General features: G+C 59.5%; 14 protein-coding genes. 13 read left to right on the top strand and 1 reads right to left on the bottom strand.

Translation table 11 applies throughout. From position 1 onward, the window contains the following. Positions 1-62: 62 nt before the first annotated feature. From U9R25_13080 to U9R25_13140, 13 genes are all read left to right on the top strand, one after another. A complete protein-coding gene (locus U9R25_13080) occupies positions 63-773 on the top strand; it encodes a glycosyltransferase family 2 protein (protein MEA3336840.1) in 711 nt (236 codons plus the stop codon). A gap of 82 nt (positions 774-855) precedes the next feature. Beyond that, a complete protein-coding gene (locus tag U9R25_13085) occupies positions 856-2,139 on the top strand; it encodes a glycosyltransferase family 4 protein (GenBank protein MEA3336841.1) in 1,284 nt (427 codons plus the stop codon). Between the two features lie 76 nt (positions 2,140-2,215). Further along, on the top strand, positions 2,216-3,436 hold the full coding sequence (locus U9R25_13090) for a Wzz/FepE/Etk N-terminal domain-containing protein (GenBank protein MEA3336842.1): 1,221 nt from the start codon (positions 2,216-2,218) through the stop codon (positions 3,434-3,436). Positions 3,437-3,451: 15 nt separating this feature from the next. Continuing rightward, positions 3,452-5,290: a DUF2142 domain-containing protein gene (locus U9R25_13095; GenBank protein MEA3336843.1), complete on the top strand. Its 1,839-nt coding sequence runs from the start codon at positions 3,452-3,454 to the stop codon at positions 5,288-5,290. Between the two features lie 121 nt (positions 5,291-5,411). Further along, positions 5,412-5,591, top strand: coding sequence for a hypothetical protein (locus U9R25_13100; protein MEA3336844.1), 180 nt, complete (start codon positions 5,412-5,414; stop codon positions 5,589-5,591). Next, the gene (locus U9R25_13105; protein ID MEA3336845.1) at positions 5,588-7,288 is read left to right on the top strand and encodes a flippase; all 1,701 of its coding nucleotides are present in this window, start codon (positions 5,588-5,590) and stop codon (positions 7,286-7,288) included. Before U9R25_13100 ends, U9R25_13105 begins: the two co-directional genes overlap by 4 nt. Then, on the top strand, positions 7,285-8,937 hold the full coding sequence (locus tag U9R25_13110) for an alkaline phosphatase family protein (GenBank protein MEA3336846.1): 1,653 nt from the start codon (positions 7,285-7,287) through the stop codon (positions 8,935-8,937). Before U9R25_13105 ends, U9R25_13110 begins: the two co-directional genes overlap by 4 nt. Positions 8,938-9,034: 97 nt before the next feature. Next, on the top strand, positions 9,035-9,490 hold the full coding sequence (locus U9R25_13115; protein MEA3336847.1) for a GNAT family N-acetyltransferase: 456 nt from the start codon (positions 9,035-9,037) through the stop codon (positions 9,488-9,490). After that, on the top strand, positions 9,471-10,334 hold the full coding sequence (locus U9R25_13120; protein MEA3336848.1) for a class I SAM-dependent methyltransferase: 864 nt from the start codon (positions 9,471-9,473) through the stop codon (positions 10,332-10,334). The genes U9R25_13115 and U9R25_13120 overlap by 20 nt, the downstream gene beginning before the upstream one ends. A 14-nt stretch (positions 10,335-10,348) precedes the next feature. Further along, positions 10,349-12,064 (top strand): alkaline phosphatase family protein, encoded by a 1,716-nt coding sequence (locus U9R25_13125; GenBank protein ID MEA3336849.1) that lies wholly within the window; start codon positions 10,349-10,351, stop codon positions 12,062-12,064. Between the two features lie 12 nt (positions 12,065-12,076). Continuing rightward, positions 12,077-12,382: a hypothetical protein gene (locus U9R25_13130; protein ID MEA3336850.1), complete on the top strand. Its 306-nt coding sequence runs from the start codon at positions 12,077-12,079 to the stop codon at positions 12,380-12,382. Beyond that, on the top strand, positions 12,379-13,833 hold the full coding sequence (locus tag U9R25_13135) for a bifunctional UDP-sugar hydrolase/5'-nucleotidase (protein ID MEA3336851.1): 1,455 nt from the start codon (positions 12,379-12,381) through the stop codon (positions 13,831-13,833). Before U9R25_13130 ends, U9R25_13135 begins: the two co-directional genes overlap by 4 nt. Next, entirely contained in the window at positions 13,830-14,687 is an 858-nt protein-coding gene (locus U9R25_13140) for a hypothetical protein (GenBank protein ID MEA3336852.1), read from the top strand. Before U9R25_13135 ends, U9R25_13140 begins: the two co-directional genes overlap by 4 nt. A gap of 42 nt (positions 14,688-14,729) precedes the next feature. Here the strand turns inward: U9R25_13140 and U9R25_13145 are convergent, their stop codons facing one another. Then, positions 14,730-15,857 carry a glycosyltransferase gene (locus U9R25_13145; GenBank protein MEA3336853.1) on the bottom strand — a complete coding sequence of 376 codons (1,128 nt, stop codon included), beginning with the start codon at positions 15,855-15,857 and terminating at the stop codon, positions 14,730-14,732. Positions 15,858-15,889 lie beyond the last annotated feature (32 nt).

Raw genomic sequence — 15,889 nt, forward strand, 5'->3', positions numbered from 1 at the left:
GAAAAGCTGTGATAAACCAAATAGACCAATCCGAAAAATCCCAGGTGAGCATATCGATCTGTATGCCGGCCTACAACGAAGAAGAGAATCTGCCCGGCATGATTGCGGATGTGGTTGCCGTAATGTCGCCCCGCTTCGATGACTTTGAGATTGTCGTCACCAACGATGGCAGCAAGGACAAAACCTGGCAGGTCCTTCAGGAACTGGCCCTGCAATACCCGCAGTTGAAGCCGGTCAATCATGAGGTCAATCAAGGTTACGGCGCTGCCGTGTTTACCGCCCTTAGCGGCGCCGGCAAAGACGTTATCTTTTTCACCGACTCCGATCGGCAGTTCAAGCTCGAAGAGATCGACCGTCTGTTGCCCCACCTGGCCGAAGCCGATATGATCGTCGGCTACCGGGCGCCCCGCCGCGACCCATTCCACCGGGTGCTCTTCGGACACGGCTGGAGTTCCCTCGTGACGCTGCTTTTCGGCTACACGGCCCGGGATATCGATTGTGCCTTCAAACTCTTTCGGCGCCCCTCTTTCGAACAAGTCGCTCCCCATATCCTCTCCCGGGGCGCTACCTTCAGTGCCGAATGGCTCGTGCTCTCCAAACGGGCGGGCAGCCGCTTTTTCGAGGTACCCGTTAGCCACCTGCCACGTCCAGCCGGCGCCCAGACCGGTGCGCGTAGCGATGTCATTCTGCGGGCCTTCGGCGAACTCTGGCGCTTCAGGGTGCGCATGTGGAAAGACTCACCCAGCCTGACGGCGCCTGCGTTGCAGCCATAGACAGCGGGAGAACGCCAGGGATGCTGGGGACTTCTTCTCGTCAGGGGCGGGCCCGGCCTGCTCTCTGCTGGGCCTGGTAGTAATGGATCAGGGGAGCGTTTCATGGCGCCTCGATAGGCCCCTGCGAATTCTTGTCATTGCACCAACAGGCTTCTTCGCCGATTACGGTTGTCACGTTCGGATTCGGGGGCAGATGGCCGCCCTGGCTGATCTTGGGCACACGATTCGGATCGTCACTTACCCCAGCGGGCGGGAGGTTGATGGCTTGAAAACCATCCGACCGCCGCTGTGGCCTCAGGCCCGCACCATGCCGGTCGGTTCATCCTATCGCAAGCTGTTTTTCGATGCACTTCTATTGCCGACTGCCTTGGCAGCCGCTCAACGCTTCCCAGGCGGAAAGCCTGACATCATCCATGCCTATCTGCACGAAGGCGCTCTGATTGGCTCGATCCTTGCCAGGCATCTCCGGCGCCCCCTGGTTTTTGATTTTCAAGGCAGCCTGACGGCAGAGATGTTGGACCATCGCTTCATTTCCCCGACCTCCTCCCTGCTTCCCCCCTTGTGCCGCCTCGAAGGGTGGATCGACCACCAGCCGCAGCGCATCATGGCCAGCTCTTCCCACGCGGCCGGTCTGTTGGTAGACCGCTACCGGGTCGCACCTGGCAGAGTGGTGGGGCTTCCCGACAGCGTCGAACCCAGGGATTTCCGTCCATCCCACCAGTTTCCTGCCGCGCTACTGGATGGGCTGCGCCGTCGATTGGGACTGTCCCCGAACCGGCCGGTGATCGTATATCTCGGGCTGCTGGCAACCTATCAAGGTATCGACAGACTGCTCGATGCCTTGAGCCGTCTGCGGGACCAACAGCACCGCCCCTTCTGCCTGATCATGGGATTTCCAAACGTGCAGCACTATCAACGCCAGGCTGAACAGCTGGGGCTTGCCGATCATGTCCTGTTTACCGGCGCTATCCCCTACGAAACGGCGCCAACCTACCTTGCCCTGGGCGATCTGGCAGTTGCACCCAAGCTGTCAGACACGGAAGGCAGCGGCAAGTTGTTGACCTACATGGCCGCCGCTCTGCCTGTCGTCGCCTTTGACACCCCCGTACAGCGAGAGTACCTGGGGGACCTTGGGTTCTATGCCGCTGCTGGCGACTCCGGTGCGCTGGCGACGGCCATTGTACAGGCTATCAAGGACCCGAATACAGCGAATCGGCGCGCCAGTCTACTGCGCGCCAAAACGATTCAGCAGTACACCTGGCACCATGCAGCCCGGCAGATCGAACATGTGTACCGGCAGCTCCTGAATCGATGGCAGATGGAACCAATGGGCCGATCGGAGAGTCACAGAAATAAGGGGAGATGATTGGCTCAGCCAGTCCCCGTGTGCTATAATGCCGGGCACGTCGAGACACGATATACCCCACCCTGGATACCGACTTATGTCTGATGAGATCGATCTGCAACTGTATATCAACGCTGTTCTGAAACGATGGTGGCTGGTTCTCCTCTCGGTGATCATCGCTCTGGTCATCGCCTTTCTCCTGGGCCGGATGCAGCCGAAAACCTACGTCACGGACGCCCGGCTGACCGTCGAGACACCTCGTTACCAGTGGCGATTCGACCCGAGCATTCAGAACCAGACCGGCGTGCGCAGGGAATTGCAGACCAGGTTCATGGACATCGGCAACAACGAGGAAACAGCCGATCGGGCAGGTGAGATTCTGTCAGCGTCGTGGCAGTCGGTGCCACCGGCAGAGGAGTTGCTGGACTCGGTGCGGGTCACCACAGGGGACGCCGGCAAGGTTATCGTCGTAGCGACATCGGACTCGCCGGAAAAGGCAGCTGAACTGACCAATGCGTGGGCCGCCGGCCTGATCGAGATCGTACAGGAGCGCTTCGGGCCGGCTGCTGATCTGGCCAGCTTCCAATCGGAAATGGCATCGGCCCGGGAGCAAGTCTCGCAAACCGAGGACATAGTGCTCCAGGTGCGCGGGGAAACTGGCCTGTTCGCGGCTGGCGAATCGCCCGACGAGCGCGAGGATTTTAATATTCATCAGCGTCAGGCAGCTTTGAAAAACCAGCGGCTGGCCGAATATCTCAACGACCTTGACAGCCTGCGCTATCTATCCAGCCTGCTGGCAGCAAGTAGCTCCGGCGAGGACATCTCGGCGCTGCCCTGGGAATTGCTCTCCGGACCGGTATTGAGCGAGCGGGGAATCATTACGCCGGAGATAACAAAAACCCTGGTGGCAGATCCGGAAGCACTGGCGGCGCTGCTTGGCCGGGAAGAGGCTTCTCTGAAGGCTACGGCGGACCAGCTTGCCGCGGAAGCCCGGGCAGCCCAGCTGCAACTCGCCGAGGACTGGCGAGCCTATGCCAACGCGTTGCGACCCTATAACGTGGCTCGCAACACCTTTTTCCACCTTGCCAACAAGGCCGACGAGGCTGACGTTCAGGCGCGATTGGATCCCGGGCAGTTGGTCCTTACCCAGGCGGCTATTGCACCCGAAACGGCCACCGCAACCCGCCAGCTGGCGCAATATGCCCTGGCTGCCGTTTTGGGCTTCATTGTGGGTGTGTTGCTGGCCCTCTGGCTGGAATTCCGCGGCAGCGCCAGGAAATCCACCGAACAACGAGATCAACCGGCTGCCACTGCCTAGATCACTGACCAACCCATGGGGTGGTCCATCGACAGACTCCGTCACCATTGGCTGCTATTTGTCTTCACCATAGGCCTCCTCCACGCCAGTGCCTACGCGTTGCTGGTGCCCGTATGGCAGGCACCAGACGAGCCGGGCCACATCGAGTATGCCTGCCTCCTTGCCTCCCAAAATCGCCCGCCAACCGCACAGGAACGAACTCTGGCTCTGGAAACAGCCATCCTCCAGAGCCTGGATCGCCAGCACTTCTGGCAGCACGTCGGGGCAACGACCCCTGATCCCTTGCCGGAACACCTGCAGGACGATCCCTTTCTCTTCCGCTCCGGCCGTCAGGTTGGCGATGAACCGCCGCTCTACTACGTAGTTCCAGCACTGATCTGCCGGACCAGGCTTTCACTGGAAGCCCAGGTTCGGCTGATTCGGCTTTGGAGCGCCTCTCTTTTTGGTCTGACCGGTGCAATCGCGGCCTGGGGCTTCGCCGCAATTACCGCGTGGCCGGGAACCCGCCAACGTCTGGGGTCTCTGCTGCTGGTACTGCTGCCCATGCCTGCCTTTATGGCTGGATCGGTTAATAACGATGTCCTTGCTACCCTGACAGCCACTGCAGTATTCGCGGCATCCCTGCAAATCCTCTGGCTCGGCTGGCGTCCGCTGCGTGGCCTTGGCCTGTTAATCTTGTTGGCCCTTGCTGTCGCCAGTAAAAAAACCAACAGCTATCTGGTGGTGTGGCTGGCGATCCTCGGCCTTGCTGCACTCTCAAAGGAGATACGCTGTCGATTGGCAGCCGAATCCCGGTCAAGACGCCGGGCATTGTCACTGGCGATCGTTGCTGTTCTCAGCCTCTCGATCATAGCCCTTCTTTTGCCATCAAAGGCGCCCGCCGCCTGGCGCGGCAGGAACCAGCCTGTTGGCACCGGACAGGTCAGTATTTCCGATGACGACAAGGATGGCTGGGCAGTCCAGGTAGTTGATCGATCGCCTGGCAAATTCGGGCGGCTCTTTCAAAGCGTGACCGGTCCACCGGCTGAATCCCTGCGTGGCAGGGTCGTTGTTGCCCGAGCGCTGGTACGCAGCCCGGGCAACGGACTCCAGCCCGGTCGATTGACCGTGCGGGATGCCGCCGGCTATTCCCAGGTCACCTTTACTGCCACCGAAGCCTGGCAAGCAGTGGCACTCAGCCATACCGTTTCCCTGGCGGCGACTTATGTCAAGGTGGCGTTGGCACCGGGTGAAGGAAAATCGATTACAGAGACTGGCCAACTCCTGGCCGACTATGTAACTTTGCATCCTGTTGGTCATGATAACACGGGTTCCTCTGATAGCCTTTTACCTAACGGTGATTTTGGCCGCACCGCCCGGTGGGGCGAACTATTACTCTTGACTCCATTTGCGCCCAGGCTGGCTGGTGGCAAAGCCTTGACGGCCGATGCTCTGCAGCGTTATGGACTATACGGTGCCCTGACATTCGCCGGATTCTGGGGTAATTTCGGTTGGCTGCAACGGCCATTCCCTATCTGGCTCTACGGCCTCCTGGCCCTGGTTTGCCTGATTGCAGCAGCAGGCGTGTTCAGGGCACTCGGGCGAGGGGATTCTGGAGAACGATGGACTGTTGCCATCTGGGTGCTGGCCCTGATACTGCTCGCCGTTCAAACCTTCGCGCCCATGATTGGACGCGACTGGCAACCCCAGGGGCGCTATCTTTTTTCCGCACTGCTGCCATTCACAGGCCTGCTGATCCTCGGCCTGGACAGCTGGTTCCGTTTTTCCGAGGATCAACACCGGATCTGGATTCTGGTCGGATTGCTTCTGGCGTTGGATCTTTTCAGTCTTCTTCTGGCTTCCCAGAGGATCTGATGCAACAGGAGTTAAGCAGTTCACCGAATGCTCAGAAGACGACAGACCGCGGACGGCAGACGGCGATCGGTGGTCGGCAGGGGGCGTCCGGTTGGTCAGGGATGGCAATCAGGAGTATTATGTGTCTCGTCACAGCTTCGAGGTGCCAACAGACCTGCCTGATGGTCCCTGCAACCCGCTGGCGGGCGTTGCCTTCTTCGACGCTGGTCAGCCAGTCGACGTGGGAACCCTGTTGCTGGATGACTTCATAGTTGTGGCCCGCCAGATAAATCGACTCATCCTGAACCCTGCAATTCGATGACAACCCCGGCTCAAATTAGCGCAGATTCCCCGAAGAATGGCGATGGCCCGGCCGGCCGGCCGGAACGACGGATAGCCATCAACTCGGGACTTCTTTTACTGGCCTACGGCTTCCAGGCAGCGGTCAGCCTGGTCATCCTGGGAGTAATCGCGCGCTACCTGGGCCAGGCCGGGTTGGGCCGCTATGCCCTCGTCATTAGTTTCATAGAGCTGTTCATTGCCTTCATCGACCTGGGCATGAACCGCATCCTGGTGCGCGAGATTTCCAAAGATCTGGAGCACGCCGATCGTTATACCAGTGTCATCTGGACCATGCGGTTGTTGCTGTCGGCGGCAATGTTGGTGATCGTTGCCATCGCCGCCTCCAGCACCGGCGACAACCAACTCTGGCTGGCGATCATGGTGTATTACATCGCCCAAACCCTCTTCCTCCTGGGCGATGTCTTCAATTCGGTCTTCCATGGCTTCCAGCGGATGGAATACCAGTTCTGGGGCGTGCTATTGAGCCAGGCGGCGTTGCTCGTTTTCACCGTCGCGGTCGTCCTGTTGGACCTGGGATTGGTTGCCCTCTTCGGCGCCCGACTGCTTGCCAATGGCCTGAAACTGATAATCGTTTGGATCATCAGTAACCGCCGCTTTGCGCAGGCTCACCTGCTGTGGGGCATTATCCCGGGATTCTGGGTAACGATAACGAACTTGCCCGGCACCCTCAGAAGATGGCGTTTAGAGGGGCGCGAAGAGGCGCGCGCCTGGCTGGACAGCCAGGGTCAGGCCCTGGGGCAGCACTGGCAGGATACGACCCTGGCATGGCGAATGCTGGTGGAATCGCTGCCGGTTGGCATTAGCCTGATTCTACGCAGCTACATCTGGCGCGGGGGAATTGTGCTGACAGTCTTGTGGCTGGGACAACAGCAGGGAGATCTGGTAAACGGTCTTCTTTATGGTCCGTTACGCGTCGTGCAGCAGATGCGAATCATCCCTGCCGCCTTCGCCGCAGCCATGCTGCCGGTGTTCAGCAACCGTGCTGAGGGGCGTATGGAAGAGTTCGATTCTGCCTTCGCCAAAAGCATCAAACTCTTCGCCGCCATCAGCCTGCTCATCGCCCTTGCCTTTACCTTTCTGGCCGATCCTATTGTGACCTTTCTGTTGGGCAGCGATATTGATCTGGCCGGCGCAGCCCAGGTGTTAGCTTTCCTCGGTTGGGTTGTAGTGCTCTACTTCCCCAGCTGGCTCTATGGCGTTGCCCTGGTTGCCCTGGGACGCCAGCATCTTGAAACCATTGGCCTTGCATTGGGTCTCCTGGTTGGGTTTCTCATCGCAAATTGGACGATTCCGGCCTACGGCGCCCTGGGCGTCAGCCTGTCGATCATCGCCGCCGAAGCAGTACTGTTCGCGGTTGGAACCGCCGCCATGTGGCAACATTTTCACTGGCGGGAATTGGCGCCCGGTCTTGCCAGAATCATCGCCGCCTGCGTTGCTACCGGCCTGGTCTTCGCCCTGGGAGATCGTTTTTGGCAGCAGCAGATTGCGCCGGCATTACCTTTAGGCGATACGCTCACCGCCCTGCTCGAATTGCTCCTGCTGGGAGGACTTGGATTGGCGGTTTTCGTCGGTGGGCTGTGGCTCTTGCGCGCCTTCGATGAGGACGAACAGGATGCCGTCCGCGCCATGCTTCGCCTCCCCAGAGGTGGATCATGAGCGGGCCAGATCGATCTCTCAAGGCGCTGGTTATCGGGCTGGATGGTGCCACCTTCGATCTTTTACAACCCATGGTAGCCTTGGGATGGCTACCAAACATTGAACGGGTATTGGGAGATGGCGCCCATGGCATCCTGAAGTCTACCATTCCACCGCTGACGGCCCCAGCCTGGTCCAGCTTCCTGACCGGCGTGACTCCGGGAGAGCACGGTGTGTTCTCATTTCAGCGCCGCCTGGACCACTCACTGGAACGCGCCTTCGTCGACAGCACTGCCATTCGGGCGCCGCAACTCTGGCACTGGCTGGCACAACAGGGACTGACCATAGGCGCGATAAACGTGCCCATGACCTGGCCGCCCCCGCCCATGCCCCCGGGCAGCTACCTGGTTAGCGGCATGCTGACGCCCGGCACGGAGCATCATTTCACTAACCCAGCTTCACTGGCGGAGCCTTTACGCAGCATGGGCTATGTCTGCGACCTCCGCGTAAAACTGAATGAGCTGGACTATCAATCGACCGCGGGAGTCACATCTATCACCCGGCAACTGCTGCAGGTGTTGAAAACCCGCGAACAGGCTATCTTCTGGCTTCTTGGCGAACATCCCACCGACCTGCTCGCCGCGGTTTTTGAAACGCCCGATCGTTTGCAGCACTGGGCCTGGCAATCCATTGAAGAACAGTTGACCAACGACGGGGGTCTGTCGCGCACGGCTCTGCACGACGGTGTTGAACGTTGCTATCGCGAGCTGGACCGGGTCGTAGGACGCCTCCTGGAAGAAGCCGCAACCCCGGACACACGCGTCTATTTCCTCTCAGACCACGGCTTCGGTCCCCTGCAACGGCGCCTGCATGTCGATCAGTGGCTGGCAGAAAAGGGTTGGCTGTCCTACGCAGGCAGCAAAGCCATCCTGCGCCGTCGTCTGAGGATGCCCATTCGTCATCTGCGAAGGATGCTGCCAAAAAACTGGGTTCGTCGGGGACGAAAGGCTCTGGCAGTCAGCCGCATTGTCGATTGGCAGCATACCGTGGCCTATTCGGGCCGCACCATGGAACATGCCATCTATATCAACCTGCAGGGCCGCGAGCCCTACGGCATCGTGCCCGCCAGCCAGTTCGATTCCCTTCGCCAGGAAATCGCCGCGGCGTTGCGGGAGTTGCGCGATCCGACGACCGGTGCGCCAACTGTCCAGGAGGTGGCGCTACGGGAGGAACTCTATCGTGGCCCATATGTCGACCAGGCGCCCGATATCCTGTTCACCCTGGCGCCGGGATACGAACCGACCTCTGAGCTGGGACCTCGGGGAATCACCAGCAATGCGCTGGCTGAAGGAGCCGGAATTCACCAATCCGGCGGAGTTTTCATGGCTGTCGGGCCAGGCATCAGAACGGGCACCGAGATCACAGCCCACAATATCGAGGATGTCCTGCCCACCATTCTCTATGGGCTGGAACTGCCAATCCCAACGGCGTTACAGGGTCAAGTCATCGAGAACGTTTTTGAAGAGAACTTTCTCCAGGAGCATCCCATCAGGGTTTCCAATCTCCCGCTGGATAGCGAGTTGGCCAGAGAGGCAGCGTTCGCAGCCCGTTCGCCCGAAGATACCGAGGAATTGAAGCGGCGTCTCGAAGCTCTCGGATACCTCCGATAAACTGGCTTCTGTCGTTGGCTATTTCATCATTGGCACATTCGCACCAACCTTTGGCAAAATAACCGCCATCGTGTATAGTTTAGCAGTTGTGAACATCGTGCGAGCCACACCTGACATTGCATCAATCCTGAGCGACGTGGCTCTGGCGGCAAAGGCTTTCTGGGGTTATCCTCGACGCTGGCTCATTCACTGGCGAGATGATCTGACGCTAACGCCCGATTTCATACGCAAGCATCCGGTATATGCCGCCATGACTTCAGGTGAAGTCGCCGGTTTCTATGCCATCGCCGGGCAAGATACCCGCTGGGCGCTGGAACATTTTTGGGTACGGCCACAGTCTATGGGTCAGGGTATTGGACCGGCCCTGTTCGACCACGCAGTCTGGCAACTCCGTACCATGCAGGCAGAGTTGCTTTTGATCGAGTCGGATCCCAACGCGGAAGGCTTCTACCGTCATATGGGTGCCAGGCAGATCGGGTTGGTGATTCACCGGCTGGAAGGACAGCCCAGGATGCTGCCGCTGCTGATCTTTGATGTCCAGCAAAGCGAATAGGCCAGGAGAGAGCTTGCTGGCGGTCGACCGAGGCCAGCAGCTCAGCCGCCCTCTTCCGGCGCCGCTTCGGGCCATCGCACTGCGTTATTCCGATTGGAACTGGAGTTGGCGAGCCGATATTGCGCTGCGTTACGTGCCTGTGGAGGCAGCATTGCAGGACGCCGGTTTCCTGCGCGGCACGGTTGGTGACACAACAACAGGCCTCTCAGCCTCCCGGGTGCCCCGCATCCTGGATGTGGGCTGTGGCAGCAAGGGAGGTGTGACCTCCTACCTGCCGGTGCAAACCATAGGCGTGGACCTGGCTTTCAATATCGGACGCATTCGACGGCATACCGAGGTCACACCGATAGTCGGCAACGGGTTGGCGTTGCCACTCAGGGATGGCAGCTTCGACGTCGTACTTTGCATGGACACGCTGGAACATCTCTCGGCAACGGAGCGAATCGGCCTCACGACCGAGCTGTTCAGAGTCGCGGCAGACGATAGCCTGCTAATCGTCGGAGCACCTGCAGGCGCCGGGACCAGAGCCGCTGAACAAAGCGTGAACGATCTGTTCCGAGAGCGCACGGGAGAGGATCATCCCTGGTTAGCCGAACATCTGGCGGCCGAACCGCTGGAGACCGAAACCCTGCGAGAGCTCATGGCATCCGCTGCCTCTCGCAGATTCAAAGAATTCGATCTGAAGCTGGTACCCAACACGACTCTCGCGCTTTGGCAATCACTTCAGCAGGAAGGCCGATTACGGCACGTCCACCGCTTGCTGTACCAACCGCTTTGGACGTTGTTTCGAGACCGCCACGACCCACCTGTCTACCGGCAGGTTTGCGTGGTGAACGGCCGTTGAATAGTGTTTGATCTATGACAGCAAAAACCAATCGTCTGGTCATCATCGGCCTGGACGGCGCCACGTTCGACTTGATTGAACCCTGGGTGGCAGCCGGCGAGTTGCCCTACCTGAAAAAACTCATGCAGGAGGGAGCCTGGGGTCCGCTTCGCTCGGTGATCCACCCCTTCACTGCACAGGCCTGGACCTCCATGGTCACCGGAACCCAACAGGGTAAGCACCGGGTGTTCGACTTCTGGGAGCGCGATTTCAGCACCTATGGCTTTCGCCTGCTCAACGCCAGCCATCGTGCTATGCCGGCCCTCTGGGATTATCTCGGCAGGGACGGCAAGAACGTCATCATTGTCAATCTGCCACAGACCTTTCCACCGGAACCGGTGCGCGGTGTCATGGTCAGCGGCCGGGACACGCCAGGCCTGGGAGCAACCTACACCTATCCGCCGGATTTGAAGGACGAGCTGGATGACGCCGCAGGTCAACCCTATGTGATCGTACCTGATGATTGGCTGTGGATGCAACGAAAGCGCCCCGACCGTGCCCGTGCCGAGCTGTTGCGCGAGATCGACGTCCGCTTCGACGCCGTGACCCATCTCATGGAAACCCGGCCCTGGGACATGACATTTTTCGTCGTGAGTGCCACAGATGGCGCAGCCCACTTCTTCTGGAAGTACCACGATCGCTCTCATCCCTTGCACGACCCGCAAGAGGCTGCCCGTTATGGTGATACCCTGCTGGAGGTTCACCGGCAATGTGACCGGCGAATCGGTCAAATGATCGAGAGCCTGGATGACGATACCAATGTGCTGGTCGTTTCCGACCATGGACAGGGTCCGCTCGGTCCCCAGGCCATTCATCTGAACATCTGGCTGGAGGAGCAGGAACTCCTCCAGTTCAGGAGCCAGGAAAGCAGGCGTGGTGTGCGAGAGTACACTACAGTCTGGGCTTCCCGAGCCGTCCAGCGGGGCAAACGTTCCCTCTATGGCCGTATTCGTTTTCAAACCCTTACCAAGCTCCGCCGCCTGTGGCCCGACAGCCTGCGGATCCGCCTGGGCGCGGAAGCCTTCTTTCCAGATGTCGATTGGAGCAAAACCCTGGCCTACAGCGAGGAACTGCGGGGAAATATCTGGATCAACCTGCGCGGCCGCGATCCCCAGGGAATCGTGGAGCCAGGCCAGGCGTATGAAGCCCTGCGGGATAACATTATCTCCACATTGCCTCAGTTGACCGATCCCCAATCCGGAGCTCGCCTGATCCGCCATGTCTGGCGCAGGGAAGAACTTTATGACGGTCCATACCTGGAGCATCTTCCCGATCTGATCGTGGAGGCAGACTATCCAGATATGTTCAAGCCGCACGCGGCCTATCGGGGTTGGGCGGCGGCTCGCCAGCTCTCGCCGGAAGAGATGGCTCAACGGGCCATCACCGGCTGCCATCGGATGAATGGCGTCTTCATTGCCTGGGGACCCGACGTTCAATCCGCCAGCCAGTTAGGGCAGGCATCGCTGATCGACATTGCCCCAACAGCGCTTCACCTCCTGGGCCAGCCAGTGCCGGTCGAGATGGACGGCCGCGTGTTGAGCGAAGTCCTCGCAGATGCCGACAGCGCAAGAGTCTCTACCGCAACCCTGGAGGAATTAGGCTTGGATGGCACTGGAATCGAACGGGGCTATAGCGACGAGGAAGCGGACTATGTGCGCGAACGACTGGCCGGTCTGGGCTATCTTGGTTGAGCCAGGTGAAACATGATCGATTGGTACAGCGTATTGACTAATGGACTGTGGATCCTGGGCCTGGCAGTGATACTGGCCGCTTTCAGCTACACCGATTGGCGCCGCGGCCTGAATTCGCCCAAAACCAGCTTGCGTCAGGCTCTGGCATCCTCCCGATTTCTGGCAGTTTTCAGCCTGGGCATGGTGCTTTTCTGCGCCGGTCTCGCCCTCACCAGCGGTCGATGGTGGGAAATCGCTGCCTGGGCCCTGCTGTCCGTCGTGTTTGCCTGGCAGGGAATTTCCTCGTGGCAAGCCTGGAAAAAGACCGACGACGCATGAAACTCACCCTCTTACATACTAACGACATCCACGGTCACTTCGATGAACTGGCGCGCCTGGTTACCATGGCGCGGCGAATTAGAGCCGAGGTCGAGTCAGAGGGCGGCCACTGCCTCCTGATCGATTGCGGCGATGCGGAGGACCGTACCGTTCTCGAGGTCGCGGTGACCAGAGGCAACGCAGCTATGGCCTACCTGCGAGCCGCGGGCTACGACCTGGCAGCCGTGGGAAATGGTGCGGCTCTTTCCTTTGGGCCCCAGGTCATCCCAGCCATGGCAGAGGCGGCTGGCTTTCCCTTCATGGCAGCAAATCTTCTGGACGAGTCGGGGAACCTCACCACCGGTTGCACAGCCTCGGTGATCAGAGAAATCGGCGGTATCCGCCTTGGCTTCATCGGCATGGCACCCCGCTGGCATTTCTGGCGGCTTTTTGGCATTGAGACCCCGGAGTCGGCCCCGATCGTCATCGAGGAGATCGAGAAACTCAGAGCTGACGGGGCCCAGCAGATCGTGTTGTTGTCTCACCTCGGTTTGGCAGCAGACCTTCAGATGATCCTGTCAATTCGGGATATCGCGCTGATCCTTGGCGGGCATAGCCACACCACCATATTCAACGGCCTGATTCAGTTCGATACTCTGATCGCCCAGGCTGGAGATTACGGGCGGTTTCTGGGCCGGGTTGACCTGCACATGGACGATGCCACGGGCGAAATCCTGAGTCGCTCAGCCACGCTGATCCCCCTGGATCCGGCCATCGATCCCAATCCGGCTGTGATGGCAAGAATAGCCACACAAAAGGCCCACGTGGCCCAACTCTTGCAGCAACCGGTCGGTCAGCTGAGCGAGGCACTCAGCTTCGACCCCATCGAAGAAAGCCGCGCGACCAACCTGCTGGCCGATGCGATCAGAGAGCGCACCGGAGCCAACGTGGCAATCTGTTTTCCGGCAAACTTGCTGGATTCCATCGATCGGGGCACCGTGATCCTGGGCGATGTTTACCGGGCGTGCAAGTCGCCGGCCAATCCAACCTGGCGCATATTGACAGGCTCGCAACTGCTGGAAATGCTCGAAGTCGCTTGCGATCCAAAACGGGCCGAGCGTATCCCGTTCTGGACCCGGGGACGCCCCCATGGCCTCATTGCCGTCTCCGGTATGACCGCAAGATTCGACCCTGCTGCCCCGCCCGGGACACGAGTCACATCGGTGACGGTGGGAGATGAGCCGCTTGTCCCGGACCGTCATTACCGGGTCTCGGGCGGGGCAGCCGAGATGACCAATTTAGGATGGCAGGATCAGCGCCGCCGCCACGAATTGAGTTTTGAGCTGAACGACGAGGATGCAAATTACGAGGTGCCCACAACCCTGCGCGATGCCCTCGAGGAATATCTTCGCAAACACACACCGGTCACGTCGCCGGAGACAGGACGCATTGGAAGGGAGAACCGACCTTGACGCGCACTCGTACCGCCTTGCTGTGGGGACTAATTCTGCTCATCGTTGGGACCGGCTTTCTCCTGTGGAATTTCGGCGTATTTGCCGACTACCAGGAACCGGCGCTGTGGGTCATTGTTATCTTTTTCGCCCTGGTCGGTTTGGCATTCCTGATCAGTTTTTTCATGTCGCGCCAGGACTGGTGGAAAGTAATTCCCGGTTTCACCTTACTGGCCGTAGCTGCCGTCATCTTCCTGAGCAGCAGGGATGTGCGTGCCGAATGGATCGGGATTCTGCTCTTTCTCGGCTTAGCCCTGGCCTTCGCTGTCATTTTCTTCAGCAACCGCAAGGAAAACTGGTGGGCCCTTATCCCCTTTGGTTCAATGGTCGTGATGATAGCCCTTGTGTTGTTGGCCGATCTGGACCTTTCCGAACACATGTTGGGCGCCATCCTCTTCGGTGGCATGGGGCTGGTTTTTCTGGCGGTCTACCTGCTGGCCTACGATCGTTCCCAGTTCCATTGGACACTGATCCCCGCGGCCGTGTTGTTCATCATGAGTCTGGTCTCGGTAACAGCAGGCGTGGCCAAGTCCAATCCAAACCTGGCCGATCCCATTCGTCTCTGGCCGGTGCTTCTGGTCGTCGCCGGTGTCGCTCTGATCGTTTTTGCTCTTGCCCGCCGCGGAAAACCGGTCGTCGAGCCGGTGGAACTGCCGGCCGAACCCTCCCCTTCGGAAGCTCAATCAGTGCCCGGCACCTCGGTCATCGAGGTACCGGAGGACTATTCCAGACCTCAACCCGCTCCCCTCGAAGAAGAACCCCTCCCCATGGAAAGCGCGGCCACGGCCAGCAGTGTTGACCTGGAGAACAGCTAACGTTTATCGCAGCATTTCCGCTCGTCAACTGCGCTTTTTTTTTCAAAACATCAATTCACTGAGCGCCGAGGCGATATCCAGCGAAGCCCGGGGTCTCGCCAATGCTTGAGCCCGTTGTCGCATGGTCGCCAGCGACGAATTGCCGGGTGTTAGCCATCGACTAACCGTTTCGCCGATTTCCCTCGGATCCCTGCTGAAAACCCCCACCCCATTCTCCACCACGAAGTCCACGTTGCCCGTTTCCTGGCCGGGAATAAAATCACTGAGGACCATGGGAAGGCCACTGACCAGGGCCTCGGCGATTGAGCCCGGTCCAGCCTTGGTCACCAGGCAGTCGGCAGCCATCATCCATGTGGCCATGTTATCGACGAAGCCATGCACGGTCACCGTTCCAGGCCAGGAACACCCTGTCAGATGCCGGCGGAGCGACGCGTTGCGACCGCAGATGATGGCCAGTTGACCCTCACGCTCCGCCAACGACATCGACAGAGCCCTGGCCGTGTCGGCCATCTTCCCCATGCCTTCGCCGCCGCCCAGTAACAACACTGTGGGGCGATGATCCAATCCCAATACTCTGCGAGCTTTTTTGGCATCGCCAGAAGGCTCCAGAAACTCCAGGCCCACCGGTAGGCCCATAAGATGCACCTTGTCTCTCGGCACGCCGGCCGATATGGCGGCGCGCTGCACCTCCGGACAGGAAGCACACAACAAATCAACATCGGGATCGTACCAGACGGGATGGGCACTGGAGAGATCGGTAACAACGGTGGCAAAGGGAATGCCCGGAATAAAACGCCGCAGCCCTTGCCGGGGAAGCTGGTTGAAGAGCGGGTGCACGGAAACGACCAGGTCTGCCCTATGGCTGCTGAAGAAGGCCGCTATGCGCCCTCGATGGGTGAGTTGGACCAGCCGGTTGGCCAGCCGCCAGATCGTGGGCTGTTCCCCTGCCCACCACAACGTTCGCCACAGCCAGAGGTGATCTTCAACCAGCGGGCGGTAGGTACGCGGCACCTGGTTTAGGGGCCACCCACCATAATCGACCAGCAAATCAACCATCTCGCAGGACACTTGATCTCCATGCAGGTGATGCAATCCCTGACTCAGCGCATGGGCCGCCGCTCGATGGCCGCCGCCAGTATCTGACATCAGGAAAAGTACCCGTTTCGTCATTGTCTGTCACTTGATAAAGAACACTCCTGCCG

This window comes from Chloroflexota bacterium, from assembly GCA_034717495.1.
Classification (GTDB): Bacteria; Chloroflexota; Anaerolineae; order JAAEKA01; family JAAEKA01; genus JAYELL01.

What these genes read in the sequence shown, in the direction of transcription:
- U9R25_13080 (MEA3336840.1), top strand. Translation starts at nt 63, where the DNA reads ATGCCGGCCTACAACGAAGAAGAGAATCTGCCCGGCATGATTGCGGAT.
- U9R25_13085 (MEA3336841.1), top strand. Translation starts at nt 856, where the DNA reads ATGGATCAGGGGAGCGTTTCATGGCGCCTCGATAGGCCCCTGCGAATT.
- U9R25_13090 (MEA3336842.1), top strand. Translation starts at nt 2,216, where the DNA reads ATGTCTGATGAGATCGATCTGCAACTGTATATCAACGCTGTTCTGAAA.
- U9R25_13095 (MEA3336843.1), top strand. Translation starts at nt 3,452, where the DNA reads ATGGGGTGGTCCATCGACAGACTCCGTCACCATTGGCTGCTATTTGTC.
- U9R25_13105 (MEA3336845.1), top strand. Translation starts at nt 5,588, where the DNA reads ATGACAACCCCGGCTCAAATTAGCGCAGATTCCCCGAAGAATGGCGAT.
- U9R25_13110 (MEA3336846.1), top strand. Translation starts at nt 7,285, where the DNA reads ATGAGCGGGCCAGATCGATCTCTCAAGGCGCTGGTTATCGGGCTGGAT.
- U9R25_13120 (MEA3336848.1), top strand. Translation starts at nt 9,471, where the DNA reads ATGTCCAGCAAAGCGAATAGGCCAGGAGAGAGCTTGCTGGCGGTCGAC.
- U9R25_13125 (MEA3336849.1), top strand. Translation starts at nt 10,349, where the DNA reads ATGACAGCAAAAACCAATCGTCTGGTCATCATCGGCCTGGACGGCGCC.
- U9R25_13130 (MEA3336850.1), top strand. Translation starts at nt 12,077, where the DNA reads ATGATCGATTGGTACAGCGTATTGACTAATGGACTGTGGATCCTGGGC.
- U9R25_13135 (MEA3336851.1), top strand. Translation starts at nt 12,379, where the DNA reads ATGAAACTCACCCTCTTACATACTAACGACATCCACGGTCACTTCGAT.
- U9R25_13145 (MEA3336853.1), bottom strand. Translation starts at nt 15,857, where the DNA reads ATGACGAAACGGGTACTTTTCCTGATGTCAGATACTGGCGGCGGCCAT.